Origin of the sequence: Bosea sp. BIWAKO-01 (genome assembly GCF_001748145.1) — a bacterium.
Lineage (GTDB): Bacteria > Pseudomonadota > Alphaproteobacteria > Rhizobiales > Beijerinckiaceae > Allobosea.
On record NZ_BCQA01000001.1, the window covers coordinates 1,650,927 to 1,663,272 of the forward strand.

The window sequence follows — 12,346 nt, forward strand, 5'->3', positions numbered from 1 at the left end:
CCCTTACACTTTCGGCATGTCCGGAACCTTGTAGGCCGTGGTCGCCTTGATGCGTTCCATCGCGAAGCGGGAGGTGACGTTCTTCAGCGGAATCGTCTCGATCAGCCGCTTATAGAAGCCATCATAGGCCGCCATGTCGGCCACCACCACGCGCAGCATGTAATCGACATCGCCGGCCATCCGGTAGAACTCCATGACCTCCGGCATCGACGCGACCATCTGAGCGAATTTTTCCAGCCAGGGACCGGAATGGTCGGCGGTCTCGATCTGGACGAAGACCGTGAGCCCGAGTCCGATCTTCTCCGGCGCCACCAGCGCGACACGCTTGGTGATGACGCCCGTCGCCTCCAGCCGCTGAATCCGCTTCCAGCAGGGCGTCTGCGAGAGGCCGACGCGATCGGCCAGCTCGGCGATCGAGATGTTCGCATCACCTTGCAGGACAGTCAGGATTTTCCGGTCGATCGCATCCATTCTCTCAGCCCATCAATTGGAGAATTGATTTCCTATTGAATTGGGAATCTAGAGAAAAATCATCTTTTCGATGCCCGCATCTTGCATTCAGATAGAAAATCCTTTTCTCAATCTGTCAACCGGCGTTATCGCCGGACCGATTTTCATGAAGGATGGATCGATGGATCGCCGCCAGTTTCTGCTCGCCGGCTCTTCGCTTCTCGCGAGCACTCCCCTTGCCGGCGCTGCATGGGCCCAGAGCGGCGTGACAGCCCGTGTCGGCTACATCCCGGTCATCGGCACGGCGCCCGTCTTCGTTGCCAATGGCGAAGGCTGGCTCAAGGAGGCGGGCATCAATGCCGCCTTCACGGTCTTCGAATCCGGTCCGAACATGATCCAGGCACTGGCCTCGGGCACGATCGACCTCTATGTCGCGGGCATCGCGCCGCTTGCCGTCGCCCGCTCGCGCGGCGTCGACATTCGCGTCGTGGCCGCAACTGCGGTCGCCGAGAACGTCTTCGTCGCAGCGCCCGCGCTCGCCAAGTTCTTCACGCCCGGCACCGCACCGGCTGCGGCCTTCAAGGCACATAAGGCCGCCACCGGAAAGCCGGCCCGGCTTGCGACCCAGCCGGCCGGCTCGGTGCCCAACACCACCCTGCAATACTGGCTCTGGGAGGTCGCCAAGGCCGACAAGGCCGATGTCGAGGTCGTGCCCATGGGCATCGACGCGACCCAGCAGGCCGTGCTCGCAGCAGCCGTCGAGGGCGCGATCGTGCGCGAGCCGGCGCTGTCGATCATCCAGACCCGCAATCCCGGCATCAAGCTGATCGCCGGCGGCGAAGAACTGTTCCCCGGCCAGCCCGGGACCGTGGTCGCAGCATCAGGCGATTTCGTCACCAAGAATCCTGACGCCGTGCAGAAGCTGGTGACCAGCCTGGTGCGTGCCGCCGCTCTGATCGCCAAGGACCCCGACAAGGCTGCCCCGCATGTCGGCGCCGCGCTTGGCAAGGGCATCGTCGACCCGGCCCTGATCCGACAGGCGCTGACCTCGCCCGCCAGCAAGTTCCAGATCGATCCGCGCGTCATCATCGAGCCGTCGCGTGCCATGCAGGCCTATCAGGTCAAGCTGGGCTCGCTCGAGAAGGAACTGCCTTTCGACGGCCTGTTCGAGACCCAGTATTACGAGCGCGCCATCAAAACCCTCTGACAGAATCCGGCGGCTGAACTTGACCTCGCTCAGGGCTCCGGCCCTCGCCTTCGCAGGCCTCCTCGCCTTCGTGCTACTCTGGGAGGCTATCCCCTATTTCGGCCTGGTGAACCCGGCCTTCCTGCCTGGCCCGTCTGCCTTGCCGAAGGCATTCTGGCGCGAAGTGAGCTCGGGTGCGTGGTTGTCGGCGATCGGCGGCTCGCTCGGCCATTATTTCACGGGCCTGATCGTCGGCGCCGGCCTCGGCATCGCCACCGGCGTGCTCGTCGGCATGTCGCGCACCGCGGAAGAGGCCACGGCCTGGGTCGTGCGCGTGCTCCGGCCGATTCCCGGCCTCGCCTGGGTGCCCTTCGCCATCATCTGGTTCGGGGTCAATCCGTCGGCGGCGGTCTTCATCATCGCCATCGGCGTGTTCTGGATCGTCTTCTTTGCGGCGCAGGGCGCGATCCGCGGCGTCGACCGTGACCTGATCGAGGTTGCGGACGCGTTTGGTTTCCGATCGGCCTGGCAGCGTCTGAGCAAGATCCTGCTGCCGGCCGCAATGCCCGGCATTCTGGTCGGCGTCCGCACCGCGCTCGGCCAGGCCTGGATGGCGGTGGTCGCCGCCGAGATCTTTGGCGTCGCCGGTGTCGGCCAGCGCATGATGCAGGCCTCCAGTCTGCTCGCGACCGACATCGTGGTGATCTACATGCTGACCATGGCCGCGCTTTACGGCCTGCTCGACACCGCCTTCGTCGCTTTCCAGGGATGGGTTCTGCGATGGAAAGCGTGATCGACATCAAGGCCCTGTCGCTGACCTTCACCCGCGACGGGGAAGCGACCGAGGTGCTGCACAAGCTGGACCTGCAGGTCGCGCGCGGCGAATTCCTCGCCATTGTCGGCCCATCCGGCGTCGGCAAGTCGACCCTGCTGCGCGTCATCGCCGGGCTCGCCAAGCCGAGCGGCGGCGAGGTCATCTTCCATGCCAGGGACCGGACGCGCCGGCCGGTCGCTCTGGTCTTCCAGGATTCGCGCCTGCTGCCCTGGCGCAAGGTGATCTCCAATGTCGGCTTTGGGCTCGAGGGGCGGGCCTCGCGCCCCGCGCGGCTCAAGCAGGCTCAGGAGATGCTCGATCTCGTGGGGCTCGGTCCGCTCGCACAGCGCTGGCCCCAGCAGCTCTCAGGCGGCCAGCGCCAGCGCGTCTCGCTGGCGCGCGCGCTCGCGGTCGAGCCGGAGATCCTGCTGATGGACGAGCCCTTCTCGGCACTGGACGCCCTGACGCGCGAAACCCTGCAGGACGAGCTGATCCGAGTCTGGCAAAGCACCGACAAGACCGTGCTCTTCGTCACGCATGACATCGACGAGGCTGCCTATCTCGCCGACCGCGTCGTCGTGCTCTCGGGCGCACCCGGCCAGATCATCGCCGAGCATCGGATCACCGCTCCGCGCCCGCGCCGCCGCGGAGCCGCTGCCGAGACCGAGATCGTGCGTGCCGTGCGCCGCGGACTTGGCGCCGATATCGTCGCGGATGGCGCAGCGATCTGATTGCCGCTCACACCACGTCGTCGTTCCAGCCGCAGCGCAGCATAGCCTCGGACGCTCTCGAAGGGCGCCCGGAGCGGCGCCGCGGCCCGGCTTACCCGGAATGGTGAAGCTCCCGTGCGCGGGGCGACATCATGGCGCGGGGCATCCTTGCGCCCGATGCCCGAAGAAGGCCCTGCTCACGCGCTATCACCGGCTTGTCATTGGCGCGCAGCGCCAATTTGGGGCAGGTGAGCTGAGGCTTTTACGGATTTGACGACGGAAAACATGGTCGAGCGCATTACAAACGGCTTGCTGCGGCGGGGCCTTCTCATCCTCGCACTGCTCCTGCCCGGCGCCGCCCTTGCCGCTGAATCGGCCGCGGTCACCAGCCCCCGCGTCACTGCGACCCTGCTCTCCAGCCGCGACGTCGTTGCGCCCGGCGAGCGCTTCCAGGTCGCGCTCAGCCAGAAGATCGCCAAGGGCTGGCACACATACTGGGCCAATCCCGGCGATTCCGGCGAGCCGACGCGGATCGAGTGGACATTGCCTGCGGGCTACAGCGCCGGTGCGATCCAATGGCCGGCGCCGAAGGCGCTCCCGGTCGAGCCGCTCGTCAATTTCGGCTTCAGCGACGCCGTGCTGCTGCCGGTGGAGATCACCGTTCCCGAAGGCGCACAGCCGGGCGAGCGCCTTACCCTCAAGGCGAACGCGACCTGGCTGGTCTGCGAAAAGATCTGCATCCCCGAGGAAGGCTCCTTCACGCTCGACCTCAAGGTCGGCCCGGCCCCGGTCGCCGATGAGGCGGCACAGTCGCGGATCGATGCGGCCCGCGCCGCGCTGCCGCAACCTGCCGCTTTCCGGGCGAAGCTGACGCAGGACGGCGATGCTCTAGCCCTCGCGCTGCCGGGCCTCGGGCAGCCCGTCGAGGAGCTGCGCTACTTCCCGCTGCTCGAGACGTTGATCGAGCATGCCGCTCCGCAGACCGCGACGAACTCTTCCGACGGCACGGTCTTGCGACTTGCCCGTTCCAGCTCGTTCAAGATCGGCGAGACCGAACTCAACGGGGTCATCACCTATCGCGAGGCCGGCGTGCCGCGCGCGCTCAGCCTGATGGCCGATGTCGAGCCTGCGCTGGTCAATTCCACGCCTGCGGCAGCGGCGCCGCAAGCTGCCCAGGCCCTGGCCGTGGTGCGCGTCGCCGCAGCGCCCGAAAGCAACCTGACGCTCTGGGCAGCACTGGCCTTCGCCTTCGCCGGCGGCCTGATCCTCAACCTGATGCCTTGCGTGCTGCCGGTGCTGTTCATCAAGGCGCTCGGCTTCGCCCAGGCCGCACAGGCGAGCCGCGCCGAGGTGCGCGAGCAGGGTCTGCTCTTCCTTTGCGGCGTCCTTACCAGCTTCATCATCCTTGCCGGCGCGGTGATCGCGCTGGCAGCGCTTGGCACCAGCATCGGCTGGGGTTTCCAGCTGCAATCGCCGCCCGTCGTGATCGCGCTGGCGGTCATCATGGTGCTGATCGGCCTCAACCTGCTCGGCGCATTCGAAATCGGCGGCTCCGTCCAGGGCGCCGGGCACGGGCTTGCCTCCAGCGGCGGACGCTTGGGCGCCTTCATGACCGGGGCGCTCGCCGTCATCGTCGCGACGCCCTGCACCGCCCCCTTCATGGGCGCGGCCATGGGATATGCCGTAACGCAACCGCCGCAGATCGCACTTGCGGTCTTCCTGGCGCTCGCGCTCGGCTTTGCCGCGCCGGTGGTCCTCCTGTCCTTCGCTCCCGGCTGGCTGCGTCTGCTGCCAAAGCCCGGCCGCTGGATGGTCATCCTCAAGCAGGCCTTTGCCTTCCCGATGTTTGCGACCGCGACCTGGCTGGTCTGGGTCGCCTCCGTCCAGGCCGGGCCCGGCGGCGTGCTTGCCGCTCTGGCGGCGATCCTCGCGGCCGGCTTCCTCGTCTGGCTGCTCGGCCTCGGCCGCAGTGCTGGCGGGCGGACCCGAATCGCCCTTTCGGCCCTCGCCCTGTTCGTCGCCGTCGGCGCCGGGGCCTTCGTGCTTCAGAGCGCCGTTCCGAGCGCGACGGACACAGCACGGGCGGGCGACATCGAGCCCTGGTCTCCCGAGCGCGTCGCCGCGCTGCAGGCGGAAGGGCGTCCCGTCTTCGTCAACTTCACCGCGGCCTGGTGCATCACCTGCCTCGCCAATGAGCGGGTCGCGCTGGTCCGGCAGGAGGTCAAGGACACCTTTGCCAAGCTGAACGTCGCCTATCTCAAGGCCGACTGGACCAACCGGAATGCCACCATCGCCGCCGCGCTTGCCGAGCACGGCCGGGCCGGCGTGCCGCTCTACCTGTTCTATCCCGGCACGAAGGGCGCGCCGCCCGAAATCATGCCGCAACTCCTGACGACCGACATGCTGGTCGAGGCTGCCAGCCGTGCCGCCGGCAAAGAGGCTAGGACCGCGCAGAACCGACCCTGATCCCCGGAAGACGGAGGCAGACATGACAGCTGTGACACGTCAGAGTTTCATCGCAAGTCTGGTCCTTGCGGGCCTCACAGTCGCAGCGGGCCCGGCGCTCGCGCAGAGCGCCCCGCGGATCGGTGCGCCGGCTCCCGCCTTCTCAGTGATCGATGTCGACGGCCGGACCCGGTCGCTCTCGGAATTCCCGGGCAAGACCGTGATCCTAGAATGGACCAATCACGACTGCCCCTATGTCCGCAAACACTACAACGGCGGCACCATGCAGAGCCTGCAGCGCGATATGACGAAGGAAGGCATTGTCTGGCTGAGCGTCGTCTCCTCACCGCCGGGTGAGCAGGGCTATGTCACGGCCGCCCAGGCCAAGGGGCTGACCGCCTCGCGCAACGCCGCCCCCAGCGACCTGTTGCTCGACCCTAAGGGCACCATGGGCCGCGCCTATCGGGCGCAGACCACGCCGCATATGTACATCATCGATGGCAAGGGCACGCTGGTCTATGCGGGCGCGATCGACGACAAGCCCTCGGCCAGCGCGGCCAGCCTGAACGGCGCCAAGAGCTATGTGCGCCAGGCGGTGGCCGAAATGAAGGCCGGCAAGCCGATCTCGGAAGCCACGACCAAGGCCTATGGCTGCGGGATCAAGCTCGCACCGCTCAGCTGACGGCAGTGGGCGTGGCCACCAGCGCCGTCGCGCTGCGGCCACATCACCCGCGCCGACGCCACCGCGACCTGATGCATGACCTGCCTCTTCAGCGAGCGGGGCGCTGGTCCGGCGGAAGATCTTGGGACGCTTCTGATACGCTGAATGTCGCCTACCTCGCGGCCGGCCGGACCAACCCCAAGGCAAGGCTCAACCCAGGCCAGGACACGTCATCGCGTACGAGGCGGAAGCCCAAATTGCTCGGCGGCGTGCCCGATACGCAGCCGCCGGCACGCGCATCGCGCACAAAATCCGTCATATAGGCGCGATGAAGGCCCTCAACGACGCGGACCCCGCAATTGGCCACGGCGGCCGTCGTCGCCCCCGCGGCATCAAGGGTGATGCGCTGAAAGCAGGTGTCGGTCCATTCCCAGACATTGCCGGCCATATCGAGAAGACCATTCTCGTTCGCGCCGAAACTTCCAATCGGCTGTGGCGCCTTGCCGGCCGCCATCACGCGACTCGCGTCCCTGTCATAAATCGCAAGCGCCCGCTGGCCGGGGTCGCTGCGATCGAGGCTTTCCGGCAGGGCATCGTCGTGGAACCGGCTTGCGGCTGCGTAAGCCCATTCTTCGTCGGTCGGCAGCCGGAATCTCGTCCCCGTCTCACGCGACAGCCAGGATATATAGGCCTGAGTGTCTCGCCAGCTCACCCCGACGACGGGACGGTTGGAGGCGGTCTCGCCGGAGCCCGCCACCGGACATGCTCCGGCTTTGACGCAGCGTTGATAGTCAGCAACCGTGACCTGGCTTTTCATCACGGCCAGAGACCTGTCGACCGTGACCGCCACGATTGGCGCGACGATCGGCTTCCCGCCCCCCAGGAACTCGCCGCTGGCACGGAACTGGATCGTGCCGGGCCGGAGTTCCACGAACTCTGGAAGCGGAACATGCGGTGTCGCCGGGCCCGTGCCATATCCTGGCGCGAGGGCCGAGATCGCGATGGGTGCGAGCGCCGCGGTGGCCAGGGCCATGAGTTTGAACGCGGACAGCATGATGCCTCCCGAGGCGGCCGTCCGACGGCCCTAGGCGGGTGATGGTCAGATCATTTGTGCGCGACGTTGCTCAGAATCGGTTCGGGCGCCACTACCTGGGTCATCAGGTCATCATTCCATTGACCCTCGACCCTGAAATGGGCTGTCGCACCAAGTTCGAAGGCCTCGATCATGTTGTGGTTCACGTAACCGACAATGCCGGGCTGAAGGAATTTGGTGAGCGCCGCGCCCGCGGATCCGCCCCGAATGAACCAGGTTTCGAGATTGGTCTCGGGAGGATTCGAGAACTTGCCGGTCTCCCAGACATAGTCTCCGAACCCGCCGACCAGATGTGGACGTGTGTCGCGGCTTGCTTGGGAATGCACGATCAGCACGTTCTCACCGACCTTTGCGGGCATCGCGTTCTTGCCCGTCAGGGCTCCGACCGCACCGTTGAACACGACGTGACTTGGCACCAGCTTTCGCATGACCTCCATCGTGTCCATGTAGGCGTCGCCATGCGTGTCGTACTGCTTGAATTTGCCCTTTTCGTCGCGCGGAACGTAATAATCATGCTCGCCGATGTAGTAGACGCGATCGTAGTGAAGCGGCCGTCCGGCCGCATCCTTGAGGCCGTCCCGCGGCAGCACCATCACGGCGCCGCTCATGCCCGAGGTGATATGCCAGGGGGTCATGGCACCTGGGATGCAGTGATAAGCGAACACACCCGTCCGGGTGGCCTTCCAGCGCAATACGGTCTGCTCTCCGGGGTTGATCAAGGTCAGATCGGCACCGCCTGATGCGCCCGCAGCAGCATGGAAGTCGATATTGTGCGCCATCGAGTTGGTGTCGGGATTGGCAAGCGTCACCTCGACATAATCACCCTCGTGCACGACAAAAAGCGGCCCAGGGATCGACCCGTTGAAGGTCATGGCCTGCAACGTGGTGCCCTCTTCATCGATAACGATCTTCTTCTCCTCAACCCAGAGCCTGAACTCCATGATCCTTGGGCCCAGCTTGGTCGCCTGCTCGTGAGGATGAACGAAGGGCGGCGCGACGAACTCGACCTTCTGTCGCGGCAGATCAAGCGCCCAAGCCGATGCTGGAGCGACCAGCGCCCCGGCCAGGATGGCGGCGCCCGCAAGAGCGGCCCGTCGGGAAATTGTGAACGTACCAGCGGCGGTCTCGAATGCCTGTTCCATGGCCATCCCCCCTCGAGCACCATTCGTTCGAAAGGATACCGGCGGTGCAGTCGTGGAACTACGGACCAAGGTCGAAGAGCGTTCGGGCTGTAGGTCTTGCAGCCCTTTGGCCGTGGCGATAGCGCGCCCGGATCAGGGAACGGCAGATGCTGGACTCGGGCAGAGCCACTGCGGGCAGCTAGCGCCGGCCGCGTCGCCTGGCCTGTTCCCCCGCGCCCTTCGGCCGAGATTCCGGCACCGGGCCCATCTCGTCCAAGCTCGGCTTGCGCGGGCGGGAAACCGGTTTCGCTTCGCCGCCGCCCCAGTTATGCGGGCCCATATCCTCATCGGTGGGTTTGCGTGCCCGCGTCGGCAAGTTGGCCGCGGCGCCGTAGCTGCGCTCCCCCCTGTACTTGCCAGCCGAGGCCTCGACATCGCTCTGGCGGGCGAGCGGGTCGTCGGAGATGGCGAGCTCTGTCGCCTGCAGGCGCTTGATCTCGTCGCGCAGGCGGGCGGCCGTCTCGAATTCGAGATCGGCGGCAGCCTCGCGCATGCGCTTCTCGAGATCGGCCAGGGCGGCCTTGAGGTTGTGACCGGCGATCGGCGCATCGACCAACCCTTTATCGACCGTGACATGGTCGCGCTCGTAGACCGAGCCGAGGATGTCGCCGATGGCGCGCTTGATCGTCTGCGGCGTGATGCCGTTCGCGAGGTTATAGGCCTCCTGCTTCTCGCGGCGGCGATTGGTTTCCGCCATCGCGCGCTCCATCGAGCCGGTGATGTGGTCGGCATAGAGGATGACCTTGCCGTCGACATTGCGGGCGGCGCGGCCGATGGTCTGGATCAACGAGGTCTCGGAGCGCAGAAAGCCTTCCTTGTCGGCGTCGAGAATGGCGACGAAGCCGCATTCCGGAATGTCCAGGCCTTCGCGAAGCAGGTTGATGCCGACCAGCACGTCGAAAGCGCCGAGGCGGAGATCGCGCAGGATCTCGATGCGCTCGATCGTGTCGATGTCTGAGTGCATGTAGCGCACGCGCACGCCGTTCTCGTGGAGGTATTCGGTCAGGTCCTCGGCCATGCGCTTGGTCAGCACGGTGACGAGGCTGCGGTAGCCCTTCTCGGTGACCTCCTTGATCTCATCGAGCAGGTCGGCAACCTGGTGCTTGGCGGGGCGGACCTCGACCGGTGGGTCGATCAGCCCGGTCGGACGGATGACCTGCTCGGTAAAGACACCGCCGGTGCGGTCCATCTCCCAGCCGCCGGGCGTCGCCGAGACATGCACCGATTGCGGGCGCATCGCGTCCCATTCCTCGAAGCGCAGCGGCCGGTTGTCCATGCAGGACGGCAAGCGGAAGCCGTATTCGGCCAATGTCGCCTTGCGGCGGAAGTCGCCCCGGTACATGCCGCCGATCTGCGGCACGGTGACGTGGCTCTCATCAGTGAAAACCAGCGCATTGTCGGGCAGGTACTCGAACAGGGTCGGCGGCGGCTCGCCCGGCTTGCGGCCGGTGAGATAGCGCGAATAGTTCTCGATGCCGTTGCAGGAGCCGGTCGACTCGATCATCTCGATGTCGAAGGTGCAGCGCTGGTCGAGCCGCTGCGCCTCGAGATAGCGCCCCATGCGATTGAGTTCCTCAAGGCGGGCCTTGAGCTCCTCCTTGATCGACTTGACCGCCTGCGTCAGCGTCGGGCGCGGCGTGGTGTAGTGCGAATTGCCGTAGACTTTCACGAATTCGAGGTCGGCCGTCTTCTGACCGGTCAGCGGATCGAATTCCGAGATGCTCTCGACCTCGTCGCCGAACAGGCCGATGCGCCAGGCTCGGTCCTCATAGTGGGCCGGAAACAGCTCGATGACATCGCCCCGCACGCGAAAGGTGCCGCGGGCGAAATCACCGAGCGTGCGCTTGTATTGCAGGGCGACGAGATCGGCGATGAGCTGGCGCTGCTCGATGCGCTCGCCGAGCTTGATGGCGAAGGTCATCGCCGTATAGGTCTCGACCGAGCCGATACCGTAGATGCAGGATACGCTGGCCACGATGATGACGTCGTCGCGCTCCAGCAGCGAACGCGTGGCCGAGTGGCGCATGCGGTCGATCTGCTCGTTGATCGAGGATTCCTTCTCGATAAACGTGTCCGAGCGCGGGACGTAGGCCTCCGGCTGGTAGTAATCGTAGTAGGAGACGAAATACTCGACCGCGTTGTCGGGGAAGAAGCTCTTGAACTCACCGTAGAGCTGTGCAGCCAGCGTCTTGTTCGGAGCGAGGATCAATGCCGGGCGCTGCGTCTCCTCGATCACCTTGGCCATCGTGAAGGTCTTGCCGGAGCCGGTGACGCCGAGCAGGACCTGGTCGCGCTCCTGCCGTGCGACGCCGTCGACGAGATCGGCGATCGCGGTCGGCTGGTCCCCCGCAGGCTCGAAATCCGACTGCATGCGGAAGGCGATGCCGCCCTCGGATTTGTCCGGACGGGCCGGGCGGTGCGGCGTCCAGGGCTTGCCTGGATCGATGAAGGGGCTGCCGGACTCGAGCAGATGCTGCAGCGAATGTGCGGTGAGGGAGGCCGCGGTCTCGCCCTCGGCCTCGCCGAAGGCGGAGGCCGCGTCGTTCTTCTTCGGCTTCTTCTTGAGCTTGGTGTCGCCGGGGCGCGGCTCGCCATAACCGGCCTGCGGCTGATCGCTGAAACCGGAAGCGCCGCCCGGGACCGCCCTGCCGCGGTTGATCGCGGGATTGAGCAGATCGGCGAGATAGCCCTCGAGCGGCTTCAACTCGGGCTTGGTAGCCTTGGAGTTCGGCGTGCGCGCGGAGGCGGGCTTCTTTGCAGGCTTAGCCTTGGCGGTCGTGTCGGAGCTTTTCGGCATGGCGGCAATATGGGGCGAAACCGGTCGGAGCGCGAGGGGTACGCCGTCGCAGCAGGCGGATAGCTGACAGCAGGTGACAGGAGCTTATCGTGCCGAGCACACCCAGATTGAAGCAGTCCCGGGGCGGGCGCGACGGAAGTCCAGGCCTTCGTTGCGCGCCGGCGCATCTCGAGACGGAGCGAGACTTATCTGCGCGACTTGGTCTTGCCGCGGCCGCCGGACGTGTTGAGGGTCACGGCTGCGCGAATGAGAGCCTTCAATGCCCCTTCGTCAATCGTCTCACCCTCGTGGATGTCGATGGCACGCCTAGTGTTGCCATCCAGACTGGAATTGAAGAGGCCCGATGGGTCGTCGAGTGAGGCCCCCTTGGCAAAGGTCATTTTGACGACGCTCTTGTAGGTCTCCCCAGTGCAGATCAATCCGTCGTGGGACCACACTGGAACCCCTCGCCATTTCCACTCCTCGAGCACCTCGGGATCGGCTTGCCTGATCCATGCCCGGAGCTGGGAGAGCATCTTGCCTCGCCAATCGCCCAGCGCTGTGATCCGCTCGTCGATCATCCGAGACGGGGAGTTTTCGTTCCGGGACTCGCTCTGGCTCATGATCTTCCCTTCTCTCCGGAACTCTCGCGTCTGGGATCGGGCCAACCGTCTGCTCGAGATCGCAGCGCGACCTCTCGAAGAGGCCAGCTGAACCCGGCAACGTTTTGAAGAGCACGGTGCGGATGCACGGGATCAAAATGCATAACTCCACGGCTATTGATCTGCATTCATAATCATTGGGCTATGCGTCAGTCAATCGAGGCATTCGCGCGCAACGATCGCCGTTGCCCACCCGTCTCCCGGACGATCGCCTTCGGGTCTCGCAACTCAGTATCAGCGTGGCCGCGATGGAATGCCCGACGCAAGCGCGGCGCTCTTCCGGTATCGGCGGCACCCTTCAGGGGAGCGAGACTGCGCTCATGATCCCGGGCCAGCGGCAGCCCACGATGGTTCTGCTCTCGATGGTG

General features: G+C 65.7%; 10 protein-coding genes. 5 read left to right on the top strand and 5 right to left on the bottom strand.

Annotated features, from left to right (window positions below):
- Positions 1 to 3: 3 nt before the first annotated feature.
- Complete coding sequence (locus tag BIWAKO_RS07605) at positions 4 to 471, bottom strand: Lrp/AsnC family transcriptional regulator (RefSeq protein ID WP_069878041.1); 468 nt, start codon at positions 469 to 471, stop codon at positions 4 to 6.
- Between the two features lie 160 nt (positions 472 to 631).
- Here BIWAKO_RS07605 and BIWAKO_RS07610 point away from each other — a divergent pair, with 160 nt between their 5' ends.
- The 5 genes from BIWAKO_RS07610 to BIWAKO_RS07630 all read left to right on the top strand — a co-directional run bounded on the left by BIWAKO_RS07610 (position 632) and on the right by BIWAKO_RS07630 (position 6,287).
- On the top strand, positions 632 to 1,657 hold the full coding sequence (locus BIWAKO_RS07610) for an ABC transporter substrate-binding protein (RefSeq protein WP_069882261.1): 1,026 nt from the start codon (positions 632 to 634) through the stop codon (positions 1,655 to 1,657).
- 19 nt (positions 1,658 to 1,676) lie between these two features.
- Positions 1,677 to 2,429 (top strand): ABC transporter permease, encoded by a 753-nt coding sequence (locus tag BIWAKO_RS07615; protein WP_069878042.1) that lies wholly within the window; start codon positions 1,677 to 1,679, stop codon positions 2,427 to 2,429.
- Positions 2,417 to 3,181, top strand: coding sequence for an ABC transporter ATP-binding protein (locus tag BIWAKO_RS07620; protein ID WP_084651208.1), 765 nt, complete (start codon positions 2,417 to 2,419; stop codon positions 3,179 to 3,181). The genes BIWAKO_RS07615 and BIWAKO_RS07620 overlap by 13 nt, the downstream gene beginning before the upstream one ends.
- Before the next feature lie 264 nt (positions 3,182 to 3,445).
- Positions 3,446 to 5,626 (top strand): protein-disulfide reductase DsbD family protein, encoded by a 2,181-nt coding sequence (locus BIWAKO_RS07625; RefSeq protein WP_069878046.1) that lies wholly within the window; start codon positions 3,446 to 3,448, stop codon positions 5,624 to 5,626.
- Between the two features lie 22 nt (positions 5,627 to 5,648).
- Positions 5,649 to 6,287, top strand: coding sequence for a redoxin domain-containing protein (locus tag BIWAKO_RS07630; RefSeq protein WP_069878047.1), 639 nt, complete (start codon positions 5,649 to 5,651; stop codon positions 6,285 to 6,287).
- 151 nt (positions 6,288 to 6,438) lie between these two features.
- Here the strand turns inward: BIWAKO_RS07630 and BIWAKO_RS07635 are convergent, their stop codons facing one another.
- The 4 genes from BIWAKO_RS07635 to BIWAKO_RS07650 form a co-directional block, all read right to left on the bottom strand.
- Positions 6,439 to 7,320: a formylglycine-generating enzyme family protein gene (locus tag BIWAKO_RS07635; protein ID WP_069878049.1), complete on the bottom strand. Its 882-nt coding sequence runs from the start codon at positions 7,318 to 7,320 to the stop codon at positions 6,439 to 6,441.
- Positions 7,321 to 7,370: 50 nt separating this feature from the next.
- Positions 7,371 to 8,501, bottom strand: coding sequence for a copper-containing nitrite reductase (gene nirK / locus BIWAKO_RS07640; protein ID WP_069882262.1), 1,131 nt, complete (start codon positions 8,499 to 8,501; stop codon positions 7,371 to 7,373).
- A 178-nt stretch (positions 8,502 to 8,679) separates the two neighbouring features.
- Positions 8,680 to 11,337, bottom strand: coding sequence for an excinuclease ABC subunit UvrB (uvrB, locus tag BIWAKO_RS07645; RefSeq protein ID WP_084651209.1), 2,658 nt, complete (start codon positions 11,335 to 11,337; stop codon positions 8,680 to 8,682).
- Positions 11,338 to 11,522: 185 nt separating this feature from the next.
- Entirely contained in the window at positions 11,523 to 11,939 is a 417-nt protein-coding gene (locus BIWAKO_RS07650) for a DUF1801 domain-containing protein (RefSeq protein ID WP_069878051.1), read from the bottom strand.
- Positions 11,940 to 12,346 lie beyond the last annotated feature (407 nt).

Coding starts and splice junctions, on each gene's coding strand:
- BIWAKO_RS07605 (WP_069878041.1), bottom strand. CDS start 471: ATGGATGCGATCGACCGGAAAATCCTGACTGTCCTGCAAGGTGATGCG.
- BIWAKO_RS07610 (WP_069882261.1), top strand. CDS start 632: ATGGATCGCCGCCAGTTTCTGCTCGCCGGCTCTTCGCTTCTCGCGAGC.
- BIWAKO_RS07620 (WP_084651208.1), top strand. CDS start 2,417: ATGGAAAGCGTGATCGACATCAAGGCCCTGTCGCTGACCTTCACCCGC.
- BIWAKO_RS07625 (WP_069878046.1), top strand. CDS start 3,446: ATGGTCGAGCGCATTACAAACGGCTTGCTGCGGCGGGGCCTTCTCATC.
- BIWAKO_RS07630 (WP_069878047.1), top strand. CDS start 5,649: ATGACAGCTGTGACACGTCAGAGTTTCATCGCAAGTCTGGTCCTTGCG.
- BIWAKO_RS07635 (WP_069878049.1), bottom strand. CDS start 7,320: ATGCTGTCCGCGTTCAAACTCATGGCCCTGGCCACCGCGGCGCTCGCA.
- nirK (WP_069882262.1), bottom strand. CDS start 8,501: ATGGAACAGGCATTCGAGACCGCCGCTGGTACGTTCACAATTTCCCGA.
- uvrB (WP_084651209.1), bottom strand. CDS start 11,337: ATGCCGAAAAGCTCCGACACGACCGCCAAGGCTAAGCCTGCAAAGAAG.
- BIWAKO_RS07650 (WP_069878051.1), bottom strand. CDS start 11,939: ATGAGCCAGAGCGAGTCCCGGAACGAAAACTCCCCGTCTCGGATGATC.